The sequence below is a fragment of the Microbulbifer regidiadema (SeqCode) genome (genome assembly GCF_052466995.1).
Genome location: NZ_CP174297.1, coordinates 3,524,556 through 3,542,651, shown reverse-complemented (window position 1 = coordinate 3,542,651; position 18,096 = coordinate 3,524,556). Strand labels below are relative to the sequence as shown.

Annotated in this window: 18 protein-coding genes; 7 read left to right on the top strand and 11 right to left on the bottom strand. The window is 55.1% G+C overall.

Annotated elements, in window-relative coordinates; all coding sequences use genetic code 11:
* Positions 1-772 precede the first annotated feature (772 nt).
* Positions 773-2,122, top strand: coding sequence for an MATE family efflux transporter (locus ACJJIK_RS15470; protein ID WP_444943266.1), 1,350 nt, complete (start codon positions 773-775; stop codon positions 2,120-2,122).
* Between the two features lie 224 nt (positions 2,123-2,346).
* On the opposite strand, the gene ACJJIK_RS15465 is transcribed toward ACJJIK_RS15470, so the two are convergent.
* The 3 genes from ACJJIK_RS15465 to ACJJIK_RS15455 form a co-directional block, all read right to left on the bottom strand.
* Positions 2,347-3,060 carry a hypothetical protein gene (locus ACJJIK_RS15465; protein WP_444943265.1) on the bottom strand — a complete coding sequence of 238 codons (714 nt, stop codon included), beginning with the start codon at positions 3,058-3,060 and terminating at the stop codon, positions 2,347-2,349.
* A gap of 113 nt (positions 3,061-3,173) precedes the next feature.
* The gene (locus ACJJIK_RS15460) at positions 3,174-3,452 is read right to left on the bottom strand and encodes a YheV family putative zinc ribbon protein (protein ID WP_444943264.1); all 279 of its coding nucleotides are present in this window, start codon (positions 3,450-3,452) and stop codon (positions 3,174-3,176) included.
* 35 nt (positions 3,453-3,487) lie between these two features.
* Positions 3,488-5,536: a M3 family metallopeptidase gene (locus ACJJIK_RS15455; RefSeq protein ID WP_444943263.1), complete on the bottom strand. Its 2,049-nt coding sequence runs from the start codon at positions 5,534-5,536 to the stop codon at positions 3,488-3,490.
* A 65-nt stretch (positions 5,537-5,601) separates the two neighbouring features.
* Between ACJJIK_RS15455 and ACJJIK_RS15450 the strand changes: the two genes are divergently transcribed.
* From ACJJIK_RS15450 to ACJJIK_RS15440, 3 genes are all read left to right on the top strand, one after another.
* Positions 5,602-6,156, top strand: coding sequence for a gamma carbonic anhydrase family protein (locus tag ACJJIK_RS15450; RefSeq protein WP_444943262.1), 555 nt, complete (start codon positions 5,602-5,604; stop codon positions 6,154-6,156).
* A gap of 19 nt (positions 6,157-6,175) precedes the next feature.
* Positions 6,176-7,090 carry a LysR family transcriptional regulator gene (locus ACJJIK_RS15445; RefSeq protein WP_444929177.1) on the top strand — a complete coding sequence of 305 codons (915 nt, stop codon included), beginning with the start codon at positions 6,176-6,178 and terminating at the stop codon, positions 7,088-7,090.
* Positions 7,091-7,175: 85 nt separating this feature from the next.
* Complete coding sequence (locus tag ACJJIK_RS15440) at positions 7,176-7,694, top strand: hypothetical protein (protein WP_444943261.1); 519 nt, start codon at positions 7,176-7,178, stop codon at positions 7,692-7,694.
* A gap of 32 nt (positions 7,695-7,726) precedes the next feature.
* Here ACJJIK_RS15440 and ACJJIK_RS15435 read toward each other — a convergent pair whose 3' ends face one another.
* From ACJJIK_RS15435 to ACJJIK_RS15400, 8 genes are all read right to left on the bottom strand, one after another.
* On the bottom strand, positions 7,727-8,128 hold the full coding sequence (locus ACJJIK_RS15435; protein ID WP_444943260.1) for a hypothetical protein: 402 nt from the start codon (positions 8,126-8,128) through the stop codon (positions 7,727-7,729).
* Positions 8,129-8,143: 15 nt separating this feature from the next.
* The gene (aroE, locus tag ACJJIK_RS15430) at positions 8,144-8,977 is read right to left on the bottom strand and encodes a shikimate dehydrogenase (protein WP_444943259.1); all 834 of its coding nucleotides are present in this window, start codon (positions 8,975-8,977) and stop codon (positions 8,144-8,146) included.
* Positions 8,974-9,423 carry a hypothetical protein gene (locus ACJJIK_RS15425; protein ID WP_444943258.1) on the bottom strand — a complete coding sequence of 150 codons (450 nt, stop codon included), beginning with the start codon at positions 9,421-9,423 and terminating at the stop codon, positions 8,974-8,976. Before ACJJIK_RS15425 ends, aroE begins: the two co-directional genes overlap by 4 nt.
* Before the next feature lie 30 nt (positions 9,424-9,453).
* On the bottom strand, positions 9,454-10,359 hold the full coding sequence (gene hemF / locus ACJJIK_RS15420; RefSeq protein ID WP_444929172.1) for an oxygen-dependent coproporphyrinogen oxidase: 906 nt from the start codon (positions 10,357-10,359) through the stop codon (positions 9,454-9,456).
* Between the two features lie 28 nt (positions 10,360-10,387).
* Positions 10,388-10,954 carry an L-threonylcarbamoyladenylate synthase gene (locus ACJJIK_RS15415; RefSeq protein ID WP_444929171.1) on the bottom strand — a complete coding sequence of 189 codons (567 nt, stop codon included), beginning with the start codon at positions 10,952-10,954 and terminating at the stop codon, positions 10,388-10,390.
* 278 nt (positions 10,955-11,232) lie between these two features.
* On the bottom strand, positions 11,233-12,666 hold the full coding sequence (locus ACJJIK_RS15410) for a catalase (RefSeq protein WP_444943257.1): 1,434 nt from the start codon (positions 12,664-12,666) through the stop codon (positions 11,233-11,235).
* 93 nt (positions 12,667-12,759) lie between these two features.
* Positions 12,760-13,926 (bottom strand): DNA-processing protein DprA, encoded by a 1,167-nt coding sequence (gene dprA / locus ACJJIK_RS15405; RefSeq protein ID WP_444943256.1) that lies wholly within the window; start codon positions 13,924-13,926, stop codon positions 12,760-12,762.
* 74 nt (positions 13,927-14,000) lie between these two features.
* On the bottom strand, positions 14,001-15,071 hold the full coding sequence (locus ACJJIK_RS15400) for a LysM peptidoglycan-binding domain-containing protein (RefSeq protein WP_444929168.1): 1,071 nt from the start codon (positions 15,069-15,071) through the stop codon (positions 14,001-14,003).
* 182 nt (positions 15,072-15,253) lie between these two features.
* On the opposite strand from ACJJIK_RS15400, the gene def reads away from it, so the two are divergent.
* The 3 genes from def to rsmB all read left to right on the top strand — a co-directional run bounded on the left by def (position 15,254) and on the right by rsmB (position 18,093).
* Positions 15,254-15,760 (top strand): peptide deformylase, encoded by a 507-nt coding sequence (gene def / locus ACJJIK_RS15395; RefSeq protein WP_444918663.1) that lies wholly within the window; start codon positions 15,254-15,256, stop codon positions 15,758-15,760.
* A 75-nt stretch (positions 15,761-15,835) separates the two neighbouring features.
* A complete protein-coding gene (gene fmt, locus ACJJIK_RS15390) occupies positions 15,836-16,783 on the top strand; it encodes a methionyl-tRNA formyltransferase (protein ID WP_444943255.1) in 948 nt (315 codons plus the stop codon).
* 2 nt (positions 16,784-16,785) lie between these two features.
* A complete protein-coding gene (gene rsmB, locus ACJJIK_RS15385; protein ID WP_444943254.1) occupies positions 16,786-18,093 on the top strand; it encodes a 16S rRNA (cytosine(967)-C(5))-methyltransferase RsmB in 1,308 nt (435 codons plus the stop codon).
* Positions 18,094-18,096 lie beyond the last annotated feature (3 nt).

Below are 18,096 nucleotides of genomic sequence, written 5' to 3'. Positions count from 1 at the left end.
CCGGAAAGGTACAACCAACAACCAGTTTCTTTATTTGTCGCAACTACTGCATATGCAAAAGAAACATATCGGCAGAAAAAAGTCAATCGGCGGCATTTTAAATAAATTTATGACGGTGCAGAAATGTATAAAGATCAACAAATAAATTTAATCACTTTACTGGGATATTTTTTATAAATTTAAAGCTGGCAGTCCCAATTGAGATCCAACCACTGGATTGACAAAATATGACCAGTCTCTATATCGAGAGAAAGCCCCAACAACTTCAGACTAATTTCATCGTGTCCCTGACATTGAGGGGGTGCTCAGATAAAGCACAGTGTATACATGACAAAATGATGTGGAACCGCTGTAAAGCCCCGCAGGGCGCGCTTTGTAGGTCCTGGCCGGGACTGTCGCTATATGCGGCGAGCTGTACTTTAGACCTACACACTTCAAGACTTGCTGAGTTTCAATTTTGAGGTCAAAAGTACGACTTATAAACTCATACTAAATACTGACTACACGCACCAGTGGCGACACAATTTATCCACTCAAGCAGCAAGAGGCCAAACAAGCCAGGCAGATCAATAGAAAATCTTGTACTATCCGTACAAGATTAAAATGAATATTACGCCAAATATTTTACTGCCGTTGCTTGCTGTAATTGAGCGAGTCGCTATCAGTGGTGAGGAGCCAGTCTCATACAATCCTCATTGATAGCCTATGGCGATGCAACTCTATGCTTACCCACCTTCACTAAAATTCAACTTATCTATTAGTGCCACAACCTATGCCTTTTTCTGTAAAACTTGACCAGCAGTCCATGTCTAGAGTCTGGCACCTGGCCTGGCCAATGATATTGAGCAATATTTCAGTGCCCCTGCTCGGAGCGGTAGATACCGCAATACTCGGCCACCTGCCATCTCCGGAATACCTTTCCGGTGTAGCGATCGGGGCCAGTGTCATAGCTATGCTGTTATGGGCATTTGGGTTTCTGCGCATGGGCACTACCGGTCTGGTGGCCAGAAGCTCCGATCTCGGCATCCAGTGGCTGTTGCGCGCACTGGCATTAGCCCTGGGACTGGGACTTACGCTGCTTGTTATTGCCTCCCCGTTACTCGCTGATATCGTCAGGTGGATGAATGCCAGCCCTGACGCGGAACCCCATGCACTCGCCTACCTGCAAATACGCCTATTCTCAGCCCCTCTAGCCTTGGCCAATTTTGCTATTCTGGGTTTTTTTATCGGACGCCAGGATAGTCGCGCGCCCCTGTATATACTTTTCGCCGCCAACCTACTGAATATAGCCCTCGATATCCTATTTATTCTCGGGCTAGGCCTCGGCGCCCAAGGTGCTGCTGCTGCAACGGTACTCGCCGATACCTTTGCCTTTCTATTGGGGCTATACCTACTCTCCAGGGTGCATGTTGATATCTGGTGTTATATTCGTGAAGAGATTGGACAGAAAAAGCTTCTGCCCTGGATCGACTCCACTCCCTGGCTGAACCTGTTAAAGATCAATTCCGATCTATTTGTCAGGACCTGCTTACTTCTATCAACCTTCACTTTCTTTACCGCGCAAGGTGCAGCACAGGGGGATAATGTCCTTGCGGCTAACGCTATTCTCATACAATTGTTAATGATGACCTCCTACGCTCTGGACGGATTTGCTCACGCTACCGAGGCCTTAGTCGGGGAGTCTATAGCAAAAAAGTCAAAGGCATTATTCACCTCGACAGTGCGCAGTGCCAGCCTGTGGGCCCTGGCGAGCGCCCTCCTAATGACCGCAGTACTGGTCGTGGCAGGGCCTTTAATTCTGTCACTATTTACCAATCTCGAACCGGTAATTGAGCAGGCCGGCAGGGTCTATGGCTGGCTCTGTGCACTGCCTCTTATCGCAGTGTGGAGCTACCAGTTAGATGGCGTTTTTATCGGTGCCGGTAAAAGCCGCGATATGCGCAACACAATGTTCGTTGCTTCCATATTGGTTTTCTTTCCATTTTGGTGGTTAACCAGGGATTGGGGTAACACAGGCATATGGTTCAGCCTATTTTTGTGGTTTGCAGCACGATCTTTAGGGCTCATTATCTATTTTAAATACTACACTATAACCGACTCTTGGCTGCGCCAAGAGTCATAACACTAGAGTAATTTACAGGGCTCGGCCTATCGATCAGTAAACGACTGATTAAAAAACAAAAAGATTGGGAGTATTAATAGGTTTCAAGCTTATTGTTAAAATATGGTTACACGATATTTATACTTGATTAGATGCAATCGAAAAAATTCTAATTAAAATTAAACTCTCAGGATGGAAAATACTGAGCGGGCACAATAATCTACAATAGAGCCCGCTCACCATTTTTAATAGTGTAAAGATTGGATCTGTTTCTGCACTAATATTTGCTTGAAGTTAGCATAGAACGGCCTCTCCCCATGCATGACCGCAGAGTACAAACCCTCAACTTTATTTTTTAATTTCTGATTATAAAAAAACAAACTTCCACTGCGAACGCTATAAGAATTTGGGTTCTCAGCCATTGTCTTATAAAAAAGAGACACTCTTTCCAGGTAGGTATCCGCTTGTTTCTTAGAAAAACTTCCCTGTTGATAGTTATCTAAAACTTGCGCGCTGATCGCCTGAAATACCAATTCACGCTCATCCTCTGAGAAATGGTAGGCTCTCATCTGTGTATTAATATCGCGGCGCAAATCCTGCATATAGCGGTCAGCGGCCTGTGCTGAATCATACAGTGCATGAATGACCTTTTCCCGCTGTCTAAGCGCACCGCGATCCTTCAGGGTATAGATATTAGAAATCTCTGCTGCGGAGAAATCGCCCAGAGGGCGGAAAATAGTGACATGCTGCAAATTGCTATTTCTTGTCAGCTTTTCACAAATTGCTATTGCCTGTTGCCAGCGTGCAAATGACTCACCTTCCAATATTTGATCTGGTAACGCTTTTACCGCCAAGCCCAGTCTTCTTTCCTCTTCATGGTAATATTTGGGGTGGGCTTTCCAGTCGTTGGCCTGTAAACGAAATAAGGTCAGTATTCCCTGATTGACACAGCTCGCCAATAGATAAGCGACCTGTTCCCGCTGCTGCTCTGCATTTTTGCTATAGCGATCAAGGCCATAAAGGCCTATGACCGCTATCACAATAAAAACCACCAGGATAGCAAATATTTTTTTCACTTTTTACGGCTACTTGTCGGTTGGATGAATTTAACCGGCTCCTCGTGAACCTTTTTCTCTACATCATGGCTCACACGGGTTGATACTTCTATCGGCGCTGACTGCAATCGAATTTCATCCTTAAATCCACAGGCAACACATTCTCTATAATTCTTTCCATCCTTGTGGTAATTGATAATTTTATCCATTTCGCTACAGCGGGGGCACACGGCCCCGGCAATAAAGCGTTTTTTAATAATCTTACCAGTCTCGGCTGAACTTTCTTTTTTCATCATGACTACAACTCAATATTTCATGATTGCGGTATTAGTTACGCAGGGCTGATATTCAACTCTTGCTGCTCGATACCAGAGTGGCGCAACAGGGCGTCTATTTGTGGCTCTCGACCCCGGAACTGAACAAAAAGTTCCAGTGCATCGCGGCTACCCCCCTGCTCCAATATACTGTGCAGAAATTTTTTGCCCGTTTCCCGGTCAAATATACCCGCTTCCTCAAATAGAGAAAAAGCATCTGCCGACAATACTTCTGCCCATTTGTAGCTGTAATAACCTGCGGCATAGCCACCGGCAAAAATATGGCTAAAAGCATGCTGGAAGCGGTTCTCTGCGGCAATAGGCACAACGGCAACCTCCGCGCGCACCTGATCCAGTAAAACCTGAACTTTATCAGAGGTCAATGGCTCTTCACTGGCATGGAGGCGAAAATCAAAAAGAGCAAACTCCAATTGACGCACGGTAAACATCGCGGAGTGGAAGTTTTTTGCCGCCAACATTTTATCCAGTAAAACTTCCGGCAACGCCTCCCCTGTTTCAAAATGTGCAGAAATCATGGAAATTGCCTGCGGCTGCCAACACCAATTTTCCAGGAATTGGCTGGGCATTTCCACTGCATCCCAGGCGACACCATTAATGCCGGAAACTGCGGCCACATCGATTTGTGTCAACATATGGTGGAGGCCATGGCCAAACTCATGGAACAAAGTGGTCACTTCTGTATGCGTCAGCAGTGAGGGCATAGCGCCGGCAGCCGGACTGAAATTACATACTAAATAAGCTATGGGTAACTGGATTCCGTCCGGGGTGTGACGCCGGCTGCTCACGGTATCCATCCAGGCACCGCCGCGTTTTTTCTCCCGCGCGAATGCATCCAGATAGAAACCAGCAATCTTTTCGCCGTCTCTCAGCAACCAAAAGAACTGCACATCGGCATGCCAAGTAGCAACGCTGGTATCTTCTTCTACGGTGATTCCGAATAGCTGCTCCACCACAGTAAAGAGGCCATTAACGACTTTAGCGTAGGGGAAGTAGGGTCTCAATTCCTCCTGGCTGATAGCGTATCGCTGCTGTTTGAGCTTTTCTGCCACCCAGGCCACATCCCAGGGCTGTAACTCCTCAATGCCCAGTTGCTCTGTGGCAAACGCTTTCAGCTCAGCCATTTCTCTCTGGGCTGCCGGCTTGGCTCGTTCAGCCAGGTCTTGGAGAAACTCCAGTACCCGCTGCGTATTTGGAGCCATTTTGCTAGCCAAAGACAGCTCCGCATAGTTGTTCATGCCCAGCAAGCTGGCCTGCTCCGCGCGCAGTGCCAAAATGGTCTCCATCACGTCGGAGTTATCGTATTCACCTCCCTGGGGACCGGTCTCTGAAGCCCGACTGACAAAGGCTAAGTGAACATCCCGGCGCAGCGATCTATTTTCAGCGTGGGTCATTACCGCCAGGAAACTGGGCCCCTCCAGGGTAATCAGCCAGCCATCGAGCGCCTTTGCTTCAGCGGCAGCCCGCGCAGCGGCAAGGGCAGTTTGCGGCAGCCCGCGCAGCTGTGCCTCATCTTCTGTGTGCCAGGTCCAGGCGTTAGTTGCATCGAGGACATTGTTGGCAAACTGACTGGATAACTCCGCCAAACGCCGACTGTTAGCGGCAAATTTTTCCCGGGCCTCCCCCTCCAGACCGACACCACTGAGTTCAAAGTCTCGCACCCCCAACTCCAGAGACTTCTTACGCGCCTGAGGCCACGCCTCAAATTCAGGCGACTGTATCAATTGCAGGTAGAGATCGTAGAGTTCACGGTTTTGCCCCTGCTTTGTCCAGTAGGCCGTCACTTGAGCCAAGGCGGCCTCATAGGGCGCCCGCCAGGGGCCACTTAGAACGCTATTCAGATGACTGACAGGGGAGAAGGCTCGATTTAGCTGGTCCTGTGCCTGCTCCAGAGGCACCAGCGTGTTATCCCAACCCGGAGTCGCCAATCCCTGTTGAAGGGTTTGTTCACAGGTTTTAATCAGCTCGGTAATGGCGGGCTCCACCTGCTCGGGTGCAAGTTTATCGAAAGGCGGCAGCAGCGGGATATTCAACAGTGGATTGGACATATAAGACTCTGTGCTCGAATTAGGATAAAGCTATGATAGAGGATTCATTGTACAGGAGCTTATTTATGTCCCCACTGCGCAGCCACGATGATTCCCACGGCGAGAAGTTTCCAGAACTTGGCGACAGCGTATATATCGACCCTCAATCCGCCGTTATCGGTGATGTCACCCTGGGCGATGATTGCTCCGTATGGCCGATGGCCGTTGTGCGCGGGGATATGCATAAAATCCGTATCGGCGCGCGCACCAGTGTGCAGGATGGCGCTGTTCTCCATATCACCCACGCGGGTCCATTCAATGCCGATGGCTGGCCACTGACCATTGGCGAAGACGTCACTATCGGCCACAAAGCCTGCCTGCACGGTTGCAGCATCGGCAATCGGGTTCTTATCGGTATTGGCTCTATTGTGCTCGACGGAGCCACAATTGAAGACGATGTGGTGCTGGCAGCCGGTGCTCTGGTTCCACCGGGTAAAACTCTGGAGAGTGGCTACCTCTATGTCGGTGCCCCCTGTAAAAAAGCCCGCCCCCTATCCGATAAGGAAAAGGCCTTCTTTAAGTATTCCGCTGAAAACTATGTGAAACTGAAAGATCAGTATCTACTTAAACAGCAACCATAGTTACGGCCGGCTCCCCGCTATGCTTAACCTGAATATGGATCAGCTGCATATTTTTGTACGCTCCTGTGAAGCCGGATCTTTTTCGGCGGTCGCTCGCGAAGTGGGCCGGGCTCAGTCTTCTGTAAGCAGCCTGATTCAAAATCTGGAGCTCGACCTGGGGCTGACTCTATTTAACCGCGAAGGAAAGTATCCCCGGCCCACTGCCGCTGCTTTGGCACTACTACCGCTAGCGCGTCAATCGCTGGGACAGCTACAGCGCTTCCAGCAGGCGGCAAATTCCTTCCAGCGGGGAGAGGAGCCTCAGCTCAACATATTATTTGAAGAGCTGGTAATACCGGATCGACTCAACGATATGCTGGCCACCTTCAGCGAGCGCTTCCCGCACACTGAGCTCCAGCTCGGCAGTGTTACCGGGGAGGAAGCGGTCCAGCAGGTGACACGTGGCGAAGCCGACTTTGCCTTTGTCACCTCGAGGGATTCCTATCCCAGTTCACTGGATACCAGTAACCTGGGACAGCAGCGGGTACTAAGCCTGGCCTGCCCGGAGCACCCCCTGGCCCAGAGAAAACAATCCTCCTTGAATGAGGCGGCCCAGCACCGGCAAATCACCACAGCACCAGAATCGCAAAGATACCGTTGGCAGCTCTCTGCACAGGCTTGGCGAAGTGATTCTCTGCTACAGGCCCTGGAGCTGGCCTGCAAGGGGGTTGGGTGGGTCAATGCGCCCTACGAACTGGCCCGCCCCTTTCTAAAAAGTGGCAGGCTGGTTGAGCTCAACTTAACCGGTTCACTCAATACCTGGAGCCTCGGTGTGGATCTGCTCTGGTCCAAGCAGACGCCACAGGGCTTAGCCGCGCAATGGTTTGCCCGGGAGGCCCAGCGACTCTACGGTAACTTTTACAGCCCACCTATCGAAACATCCGATAGAACCTAATTTTTACCTATCAGAACTTTGCATAAGACTTGGCGTTGTAGACCGAGGGTCTGTGACTCAATCCGACTTGATTAGGAGCCAAACTATGTCCAAACAGCAGTATCTCCAGGAAATGGAGGTCTTCTCGGAAAAATATCGCTACGACATGGACTACTTGCGTGAGTTTCTTCAGGCCTCTCCCGAGGGCTTTGAAAAGTTCAGAAATTTCCAACCCCTATCCATGCACAGGGAGTTCTTACCTATCGATGTGTTTTGGGTGAGTAAGATAGCGGCTATGCAAGTAGCTGATTGCGGCATGTGCCTGCAATTGAATGTGCGTATGGCCTTAGAAGCGGGTGTTGCCCCCCACCTAGTGAAGGCTTGTATCCAAGGCGGCAGCGGCCTGCCGGAGAACTTGCAGGATATTTTTGATTTCGCAACGGCCGTGGCCAGCTACAAAACGATCGATCCTGTTCTCAACGAACGGATAGATGCACAACTGGATAACCGGCAGAGAATCGAGCTGGGGGTCAGCGTCGCTACCGCTTCAGTCTTCCCCACCATCAAGCGGGCTATGGGCTATACCCAAAGTTGCAACCTGGTTGAGATCGAATTTAAACAGTGATGTGGCGGGCCTTGGCAACCAAGGCCTCCTCACTATTTGCCCTGCAACCGCAAAAGCGCCGATGCACCTATGCCGCCAAGGGCACAGGCGAGAATAATCACCAGGGGGGTCATTTGCCCGAGTACTAAGGCCCCGTAGTCATAGCCTCTCTGTGGCAGAAGGTACAAAAGCATCAACCCCGCCGGCACCAGAGATAAGAGCAAGCCCCGTATTAACCAGGCGTTGCGCAAAGGCAACAAAAACAACAACCCGAAAACGCCGCCCCAAACGATGCGCTGATACAGGTAGGCATTGCTCAGGGACGGGGCCAAATCCACGCCCAGAAACTGGGTGAAGCCATAGCGGCCCATGGCCCAGAGCCCCAGGGCGTAGCAAAGCCCACCGAAACTCCCCACCGCAAAACAAATCGACAGGTTTCGTACTATGTCGCGCACAACACTTTCTCTCTTTTATTGATCGGTTGCTCTAGTTATATTGCGGCGCAACTCGGCCATGACTGGCGCCGTCTGTGGGCGTACGCCGCGCCACAGCAAAAATGCTTCGGCCGCCTGCTCTACCAGCATGCCGAGGCCATCGGCACTCTCGGCACCCTGACCACAGGCCCATTGTGTAAAGGGTGTGGCTGTGGCTCCGTACATCATATCGTACGCCTTGCCATGGCCGGCGACACAGCCTTCGGGCAATGGCGGTAGTACACCGCCGAGGCTGGCGGAGCTCGCATTGATAATCAGGTCGTAACAACCGCGCAATGTCTCCAGGCCGCCGCCACTCAACTCTCCCTGCGGGGAAAATTCTGCCGCAAGCTGCACCGCTTTTTCTGCGCTGCGGTTGGCAATATGTAGATGTGCGGGCTGCTCCGCCAGAAGCGGCAGCAGTGCTCCCCGGGCCGCACCTCCCGCGCCCAGCAAGAGGACTTTTTTCCCCTTGATCTCCCAACCCAAATTGTTGCAAATATCGAAGACCAAGCCGGCACCATCGGTGTTATCGCCAAGAATCTTTCCATCCCCAGCCAGCGCCAGGGTATTAACGGCCCCGGCGGAAGCTCCCCGCTCAGTCAGGGTATCCGCGAACTCGAAGGCCTGTAGCTTAAACGGCACCGTCACATTGAGGCCGCAGCCGCCCTCGGCAAAAAAAGCCCGCGCGAATTCGACAAAGCCCTCTAGGGGAGCCAGCTGCTTGTCGTAATCGATATCCTCACCGGTCTGTGCGGCAAAGGCGCGGTGTATCTCCGGTGAGAGGGAGTGTTCGATGGGGTTGCCCACGACCGCATAGCGCTCGCTCATAGCTTCGCCCTCCTGCGCACTCTCACGGCCTCGCGAATCTTGGCACTTTCATCCACGATAATCAGGCCATCGATTTTGAGACCGTCGGCGGCTTCGCCCACCAGATAGCGGGTAGTGGAACTGTACAACTCCAGCGCTTTTTCCTCCCCCTGTGGGTGCAACAGGGTCCAGCGCAGACTCGCCAGGGTGCTGTAATCATTCAGCTCTATCACCTCGGTGACAGTGCCGAGAATCTGACAGACACCGAGGCGCCGATAGGCGTTGAGCAGTTTAACCACCTGCTGGATAAACTCATCCCGCGCTATAGTGAGTTTGACGCCATCTTCCCGGTAGTAGTGCAGGGGGAAGCGATAAAAATCAGCAATCTGCGCGGCATCTCCCGTTTCAAAATGCCGCCGGTAATCGAGAAACAGAGAGTTGATTCCCTCCAGTCGCGATGGGTGCACAGCAAACCTCCATTGTGACAAGTTGCCTGGCTACACCCAGTCTCTGTGCGGCAGAAAATCGGTGTAGAGTTTCTCTTCAGCAGAGCCCGGCTCCGGTTGCCAGTCGTATTTCCAGCTCACCAGTGAAGGCAGGGACATCAGGATCGACTCGGTGCGCCCGCCACTTTGCAGCCCGAACAGGGTGCCGCGGTCAAATACCAAGTTGAACTCCACATAGCGACCGCGGCGGTAGAGTTGGAATTCACGCTCGCGCTCACCGTAAGCGATCTCTTTGCGCTTCTGCACAATAGGCAGATAGGCCTCCAGATAGCTATCGCCCACAGCGCGCATAAGCGCAAAAGCGTTGTCGTAGCCGCCTTCGTTAAAGTCATCAAAAAAGAGTCCGCCGACTCCGCGGGCTTCATCCCGGTGCTTCAGGTAGAAGTATTTGTCACACCACTGCTTGAAGCGGGGGTATATCTCACTGCCAAACGGCTCACAAGCCCGCTTGGCCGCCTGGTGCCAATGTACGACATCTTCATGAAAGCCGTAATACGGGGTCAAATCATAGCCGCCACCAAACCACCAGATAGGTTCGGCTCCGGGCTTTTTCGCCACAAATAGACGCACATTTGCATGGCTGGTTGGCACATAGGGGTTGCGCGGATGAATTACCAGGGAGACACCCATCGCCTCAAAGGAACAGCCGGCCAGTTCGGGGCGATTAGCCGTGGCCGAGGGCGGCAGCCCATCCCCATAGACATGGGAAAAGTTCACCCCGCCCTTTTCGATAAGGTTGCCCTCTTCCAGCACCCGGGTGCGGCCACCGCCACCGCCGGGCCTGTCCCAGTTGTCCTCGCGAAATGACTGGCCGTCTTCTGCGCTCAGGGCATTGCAAATGCGGTCTTGCAGGCCGAGTAAATAGGCCTTTACTTCCTTGGTATCGATATCACTCATAAGCGAAAACTACATCACTGTTTTGAAATTAGGCGCCCGCCCTCAACACGCGGCCGCTTTGCAGATCGCGTATTTCACTGGGAGCGCTGCGGCCACCGGTCGAGCCACCGCCGACAAAGTCGAGATCGCGACCGAAATAGCGCAGTACCTGGTATTTATTGCGGGCGGGTTGGGACCCGGCCGGATTTGCCGAAGTGGATACGATAGCACCGCCGAAGGCGCGTGTTAACGCAACCGTAAACGGGTGGTCGGTGCAGCGCAGGGCCACCGATTTATGCACGCCACAGACCCAGGAGGGGATTAAGTCCCGGTGGGGTACCAGCCAGGTAACCGGGCCCGGCCAACTGCTATCCAGCTGCTGCTGTTGCCCATCACTGAGATCGCTGAGGAGGGTATCAAAGTGCGCCCTGTCGCCAGAGACCAGGATCAATCCCTTCTCCAGAGGGCGGTGCTTGAGTTGCAGCAGGCGCCTGACCGCCTGCAGGTTATTGGGGTCACAGGCCAGCCCCCACACAGATTCTGTCGGATGGGCAATAACGCCCCCCGCCGCCAGGGCGCGGGCAGCCTGTTTTACCGCGAGCGCTGAGTACTTCATTACAACACTGACCTTATTGAGCTTTACGCTGCTGCAGGTCTCGCTGCAACTGAGTGTCTGCGGCTTCCATTGCTGACAGGTCGGAGTCGGGCCCCATCAGAATCGCTACAAAAGGCTTACTCATTTCAACTCTCTTTGCTCTTAAAGCGGGGGGAACGCGGCAATCTAGCGGATTGCACAGCCGCGCACAAGGTGTAGCCGCCACGCTCGCCTTGGCAATCGACAGGTGGGCAAAGGCCGTGGCAATTTACCCAAAGCGGGCCCAACAGCCCCGCTCTTTAAAGCGCCATTTTTACCCCAGCCGCATAGCTGGGATGCACCTTGTGGAACTCCGCCAGCTGTCGCTGAATAATTTTATCCGGCACACCCGCCATCGCTTCGGCAATATTGCGATATAAACGCTGCTTTTGCTCATCGTCGAATAAATCAAATAGCGCCCGCGCCTGGTTATAGTCATCATTACCTTGGCGATGATCATATCTGTCTGCCGCGCCTGAGAGTGGCAGCGGAGGTTCCTGGGCCCCGGCGTCCTCCTCTGGCCCAGAAAAACTATTGGGATCATAAAAGGCATCCGGATTGCCACTGCGTATACCCGCACTATTCATGGCGCCATCCCGGTAGTAATTATGCACAGGGCAGCGCGGCGCATTCACTGGGAGACTCTCGTAGTGCGTGCCCAGGCGGTGGCGGTGGGCATCGGCGTAGGAGAAAATACGCGCTTGTAGCATCTTGTCCGGAGAGAAACCGATACCCGGGACGATATTGGATGGCGAGAAGGCTGCCTGCTCAATTTCCGCAAAGTAATCTTGCGGATTGCGATTTAACTCCATGGTACCCACGTCAATCGGTGGGTAATCCCCGTGGGGCCAAATCTTGGTGAGATCAAAGGGGTTGTAACGGGTTTTCCCGACATCCGCCTCGGGCATCACCTGAACCTGAAATACCCACTTGGGGCAGCCCCCATTTTCTATCGCGCTGTACATCGCCTCCTGGTAACTCTCCCGGGAGCGCCCTATCACCCCTGCGGCCTCCGCATTAGTGAGGTGCCTGTGCCCCTGCTGAGTCTTAAAATGAAATTTGACCCAGAAACGTTCGCCCCGGTGATTCCACAGGGAGAAGGTATGGGAGCCATAGCCATTCATATGCAGCGGAGAGATGGGCAAGCCGCGATCGGAAAACAGTATGGTCACTTGATGCAGACTCTCCGGGCACAGCGACCAGAAATCCCACATAGCCGTAGGCGAGCGCAGATGAGTGCGTGGATGCCGCTTTTGCGTGTGAATAAAATCCGGAAACTTATAGGGATCTCGCACAAAAAAGACCGGCGTATTGTTGCCGACCAAATCCCAATTGCCCTCCTCCGTATAGAATTTCAAAGCAAAACCGCGCACGTCCCGCTCCGCATCGGCAGCGCCCAGCTCACCGGCCACGGTTGAGAAGCGGGCCAGCAGCGGGGTTTCTGTTCCCGGCTGTAGTACCTGCGCACAGGTGTAGTCAGAGATATCACCGGTAACTCTCAAAACCCCATAGGCGCCCCAGCCTTTGGCGTGTACCGCCCGCTCGGGTATACGCTCGCGATTTTGGTGGGCCAACTTTTCGATAAGCTGGTAATCCTGGAGCAACAGGGGGCCATTTGGCCCCGCCGTAAGGCTGTTTTGATTATCCGGGACCGGGGTGCCGGCATCAGTGGTGAGTTTGGGTTTATCCGCCATGATCAGCTCCGCTATTGCAATCCCCTGAGTATTAACGCTGTCACAGGGGGGCGCGAATCAATCGGCGGCTACACCATCAAACCGGGCAACCCCTCAGGGGCTGTCCAACTCTTCAGGGGATTTTATCGCTAATTTATCCTCTGCGTAGCGGCTGCCTCGCAGTGTTAACTGGTAGGCCCCGCTAAGCTGCTCCAGTAATCCCTCCAGCTCCATCTGCATCAAGACCGCCATCAATTCACCGGGATCACTATCGGTGTCCCGCGCCAGGAGCTCGATACTGCGGGGCCCACCGATAAGCACTTTGATTAATTGCCGCTGGGGCTCAGGCAGAGATCGTCCCGCTGGGGTGGCAGTGCCTGTGGGTTCCGCCAACAAGCCGCCGAGCTGACTGGCGACATCGGCGCTGGTTTCCACCAGTGTTGCCCCCTCCCGGATAAGGTGGTGGCAGCCCCTGGCCATTGGGTTGTGGATGGAACCGGGGATCGCAAAGACCTCGCGATTTTGCTCCAGCGCCAGACGGGCAGTAATCAGGGAACCGGAGCGCATCGCCGCCTCGACCAACAACACCCCCATCGATAAGCCACTGATAATCCGATTGCGGCGGGGAAAGTTTTTCGCCTCGGCGCTGCTGCCGATAGGCAATTCACTCACCAGGGCACCGCCGGCACTGAGAATATCCTCCGCCAGGGTGCGGTTGTGCTTGGGATAAATACGGTCAACCCCGCTTCCCAGTATCGCAATCGTGGTGCCCGCGCCCTGCAGTGCCCCCCGGTGAGCGGCGGCATCGACGCCCAGAGCCAGTCCCGAGGTAATAGCGAAGCCGGAGCTGGCCAACTCTGCGGCGAAGGCCCGGGCGTTATCCAGGCCCGCAACCGTAGCGCGGCGCGCGCCCACCATCGCCACCTGCGGGAGGTTCAGTGCGCCCTTGTCGCCGCGAATATAGAGCACTGGGGGCGGCTGGGGGATTTCCGCTAACAGGGCGGGATAATCGGGATCACTGTGGCAAAGTAACTGCACCCCCAAATCGGTGCAGCGGGCGCGCTCTTGTTCAACCCAATCCATCAGTTCACTGGCGGCGTATCGGTTGGAGACTTCTCGCCACTGGGCCTGGGCGCGGGGGGATAACTTTTCGAGCAGAGACTGGGGAAACTGGTACAGGGCCGCTTCGGCAGAGGCAAAACGCTCCAATAGCTGCCAATAGCGAGCCGGACCGATACCCTCGAGACGCAGCAACACCATAGTGGCGGTCAACGCATCCATGCGACTTACCATATTCTGTTTTGAAGGTTATGCGGCAGGGCAAACAGCAACTCCTGCCGCGAGATTAACCGCGCCTAGGGATTGCGCACCATATCCATCACCGCCAGCGGGCGACGGGCATCCACCACCAGCGCGAGACTCATTTTTTCAAAGGTGCGAAATACCATCAGTTCACCGGCGCGCTCATCCGGTAGCTTCACCACATCCCCGGCAATACGATCGCGCACTGTGGAGCCGCGCTTGTAAACCGCCAGGACATTGCCCGGTTGCAGGCCGTCCCGATCGCCGGAATTGAGGATAACCACGTCAAACTTACCGATCTGGCTGACCCCTTCCTCAACCCCCACGATCACATTATCAATCTGCACGCTGGGTGCACTGGGGTGGAACAGCGCATCGATCGAGCGCTCTTCTACCGGCATCAGCCGGTCTTCAAGGCGAATCTCCCGGGAGGTATTGCGCACGCCCATTGTCGCGACAGAAAAATCCGGGTTGTTATCCGGGTCCAGTTGTAACAGATCTAAAGTACCCACGCCAAGGGCCTGGCGCCCGAGCACTTCACCGGATAGCGGATCAGTATAGACCGGGCCGGGGCGGTAGAGGCCGTAAGACGCCAGCGGCGCGGCAAAGTCTCCGCGGGCGTAAAGGGTATCCCCTGCGCCCATCAAAATATGGTTATCGGCACCAGAGATCACATAGGGTGTCCCCTCAAATGCACCGGGCTCAACAATACGGGTGCGTGACAAAAAGGCGTTGATCGCATCCAGCGGAATTGCCGGGATTGCATCCTCTACTGCCTGGCGGCGAATCGACGGTGACAGGCGATTGCCATCAACGCCCGGCGACAGTTGGTAGGCTCGGGGACCGCGCTGCAGCTGCAACTGTGGCTGGCCGTCGATATACACCAGACGCAGGCTGTCTCCCGGGTAAATCAGGTGGGGGTTTTCCACCTGCGGATTCACCTGCCAGATCTCCGGCCAATACCAGGGTTGTACCAGGAACTGGCTGGAAATATCCCAGAGTGTGTCGCCCTTTTGTACCACATACGCGTCGGGGTGACTGGGGTTCAGGCGAACCTGATCCTGTGCTTCGACACCAAGGGCAACCGCTAACATCGAGATTGCGGCCAGGATAATTTTTTTCATAGAAGCATTCCTATGCTCTTTATCGCTATAATTCTCAGCGCCGGGCCACTCCCGTGAGGGAGCGGGACCGGACCCGGGCGCACAGCGCCGGCAAAAACAGGGGTCCACTCGGTAAATTTTGAGCGCGATCATAATGTTATCAGCGCACGTTCAACGAATACTAGAAGTTTGTCACAGGTGTTATGGCTAAACTCGAGATACTGGAATTTCCCGATCCGCGCCTGCGCGAGGTCGCTAAACCCGTCGCTGAAGTGACCGACGCCCACCGCCAATTGCTCGACGACATGTTTGAAACCATGTACGCCGCGCCCGGCATCGGCCTCGCCGCCATCCAGATCAATGTGCAGGAGCGCATTGTGGTGGTGGATATCTCCGAAGACGGCAATGAACCGCTCGGGTTTATCAACCCCGAGATCGAAGTGCTGGACCCGGAGATCCACCAGTACGACGAGGGCTGTCTGTCAGTGCCCGGTTTCTACGAAACGGTGGAGCGCCCGCGCAAAGTGCGCGTTAAGGCCCTGGACCGCAATGGCGAACCTTTTGCCCTGGAGGCCGAGGGATTGCTGGCAGTCTGCATCCAACACGAAGTCGACCACCTGGATGGCAAACTGTTCGTGGATTACGTCTCGCCACTAAAGCGCAACCGCATCCGCTCCAAGCTGGAAAAATCCCAGCGCCGCCGCGCCTGATCTGCGCCAACCGCAGGAGCCCGGAGCTGCCGACTGACGGCAGCTTTCCCACCCCCTTTACCTGAGAGCAAGTCAGTGAATATTATTTTTGCCGGCACACCGGACTTTGCCGCCGTGCACCTGCAAGCGCTGCTCGACAGCGAGCACACTGTGATCGCCGTTTACACCCAACCGGACAGGCCGGCGGGACGCGGTAAGAAGCTACTCGCCAGCCCGGTGAAACAGCTGGCACTCTCCCACAATATCCCGGTGTACCAGCCCCTGAGCCTGCGCGACGAGACGGCCCAGGCGGAGCTCGCTGCGCTTGAAGCGGATATTATGGTGGTGGTGGCCTACGGCCTGATACTGCCGCAGGTGGTGCTGGATACTCCGCGTTTGGGCTGTATTAATGTGCACGCCTCTCTGTTGCCGCGCTGGCGCGGTGCCGCACCGATCCAACGTGCGGTGGAAGCGGGTGACAGTGAAAGCGGTGTCGCCATTATGCAAATGGAAGCGGGCCTGGATACCGGCCCGGTTTTGGTGGAAAGCCGCTGCGCGATTACCGAATCCGATACCGGCGGCAGCCTACACGACAAGCTGGCGGAACTCGGCGGCCCCTCCCTCCTCCAGGCCCTGGCCCTGCTGGAAAGCGGCAGCGCCAGCCCCCAGGTACAGGACGATACCCGGGCTAACTACGCCAACAAAATCAGCAAGGAAGAAGCGCGGATCGACTGGCAGCGCCCCGCCGCTGAATTACAGCGACTCATTCGCGCTTTTAATCCCTTCCCGGTGTGCTGGAGCACTTACCAGGACAAGAAGGGCGAACAGCGCCTGCGTATCTACAGTGCCACCATCGAACAGGGCTGCCACAGTGACCAGCCCGGCACCATTCTCGCCTGTGACGACGAGGGTATTTTAGTGGCCTGCGGCCGCGAGGCCCTGCGCCTGCAACTACTACAGCTACCGGGCAAAAAAGCACTGCCCGCAGCGGAAATTTTGAAAGGCTACCGGGAGCAGTTCGCCCCGGGCAGCAAACTGGGATAATTATGAGTAGAGATGTACGCGCCGAGGCCGCCCGAGTGATCGCCTCACTGCTGGAAGAGCGCGGCTCGCTGGCAAGACTACTGCCGGCCGCCGAGGATAAAGTCGAGGAGCGCGACCGCCCTCTGTTGCGGGAGCTCTGTTACGGCAGTGCCCGCACGGCACCGCGCCTGCAATTGATCGCCGCCAAGTTGCTGCGCAAAAAGGTCGCGGATATCGAGGTCAATGCGCTGATCCTGCTGGGCATCTACCAGCTCGAATACACCCGTATCCCCGATCACGCCGCCATCTCGGCAACCGTCAATGCCGCGCGCAGCCTCAAGCTGGACAGGGCGACCGGACTGATCAACGGAGTGCTGCGCAACGCCCTGCGCAACCGCGAACAACTACAGCGCAAGCTGTCCGGCAACCCGCAGTTCAGCTCCATGCACCCGGCATGGCTACAGCAGCAAATCAAGGCCGCCTGGCCCGACCAGGCGTCGGAGATCTTCCGCGCCAACAATACCAATCCGCCCATGACCCTGCGGGTAAACAGCGCCAAGATCTCGCGCGCGGATTATTTGCAGCAGCTCGATGAAACCGGCCTGTCCGCCGAGCCCTGCGCTATTTCCCCGGTCGGTATCACCCTGATTGAGCCGGTTTCCGTAACGGCGCTACCGGGCTTTGCCGAGGGCCTGGTCAGTGTGCAGGACGAATCCGCGCAATTGGCGGCCCAGCTGTTACAGCCGCAAAAAAATGCCCGGGTACTGGATGCCTGTGCGGCGCCGGGCGGCAAGAGCTGCCATTTATTGGAACAGCAACCCAGCATTCAGCTGAGCGCGCTGGATATCGAGGAAGACCGCCTGGTGCGGGTCGAGGAAAACCTCCAGCGCAACGGGCAGAGTGCCGAGCTTATCTGTGCCGATGCCACGGCCCCGGATGAGTGGTGGGACGGGCAGCAGTACGACCAGATACTGCTCGACGCGCCCTGTTCCGCAACCGGGGTTATCCGCCGCAATCCAGATATCAAACTGCTGCGCCGGGAAGAGGATATTGCCGGACTGGTCGCTTTGCAGGGCAAAATCCTGCGCGCCCTGTGGCCTCTGGTTAAACCGGGTGGGCAGCTGCTCTACGCCACCTGTTCCAGCCTGCCGGCGGAAAACAGTGAAGTCGTCGCCGCGTTCATTGCGGAGACTGAGGATGCGAGCGACAATACCCCTGAACTGCTAAACGATAAGCCCTGGGGCGAAAAACAAGTTGCCGGTATGCAGCTGCTACCCCAAACCGGCGGTGGTGACGGTTTCTTCTACGCTCTGCTGAGCAAAGCTGAATAACGG

What these genes read in the sequence shown, in the direction of transcription:
- def (WP_444918663.1), top strand. Translation starts at nt 15,254, where the DNA reads ATGGCTAAACTCGAGATACTGGAATTTCCCGATCCGCGCCTGCGCGAG.
- ACJJIK_RS15445 (WP_444929177.1), top strand. Translation starts at nt 6,176, where the DNA reads ATGCTTAACCTGAATATGGATCAGCTGCATATTTTTGTACGCTCCTGT.
- ACJJIK_RS15460 (WP_444943264.1), bottom strand. Translation starts at nt 3,452, where the DNA reads ATGATGAAAAAAGAAAGTTCAGCCGAGACTGGTAAGATTATTAAAAAA.
- ACJJIK_RS15440 (WP_444943261.1), top strand. Translation starts at nt 7,176, where the DNA reads ATGTCCAAACAGCAGTATCTCCAGGAAATGGAGGTCTTCTCGGAAAAA.
- aroE (WP_444943259.1), bottom strand. Translation starts at nt 8,977, where the DNA reads ATGAGCGAGCGCTATGCGGTCGTGGGCAACCCCATCGAACACTCCCTC.
- ACJJIK_RS15455 (WP_444943263.1), bottom strand. Translation starts at nt 5,536, where the DNA reads ATGTCCAATCCACTGTTGAATATCCCGCTGCTGCCGCCTTTCGATAAA.
- ACJJIK_RS15415 (WP_444929171.1), bottom strand. Translation starts at nt 10,954, where the DNA reads ATGAAGTACTCAGCGCTCGCGGTAAAACAGGCTGCCCGCGCCCTGGCG.
- hemF (WP_444929172.1), bottom strand. Translation starts at nt 10,359, where the DNA reads ATGAGTGATATCGATACCAAGGAAGTAAAGGCCTATTTACTCGGCCTG.
- ACJJIK_RS15410 (WP_444943257.1), bottom strand. Translation starts at nt 12,666, where the DNA reads ATGGCGGATAAACCCAAACTCACCACTGATGCCGGCACCCCGGTCCCG.
- rsmB (WP_444943254.1), top strand. Translation starts at nt 16,786, where the DNA reads ATGAGTAGAGATGTACGCGCCGAGGCCGCCCGAGTGATCGCCTCACTG.
- ACJJIK_RS15450 (WP_444943262.1), top strand. Translation starts at nt 5,602, where the DNA reads ATGTCCCCACTGCGCAGCCACGATGATTCCCACGGCGAGAAGTTTCCA.
- dprA (WP_444943256.1), bottom strand. Translation starts at nt 13,926, where the DNA reads ATGGATGCGTTGACCGCCACTATGGTGTTGCTGCGTCTCGAGGGTATC.
- ACJJIK_RS15470 (WP_444943266.1), top strand. Translation starts at nt 773, where the DNA reads ATGCCTTTTTCTGTAAAACTTGACCAGCAGTCCATGTCTAGAGTCTGG.
- ACJJIK_RS15400 (WP_444929168.1), bottom strand. Translation starts at nt 15,071, where the DNA reads ATGAAAAAAATTATCCTGGCCGCAATCTCGATGTTAGCGGTTGCCCTT.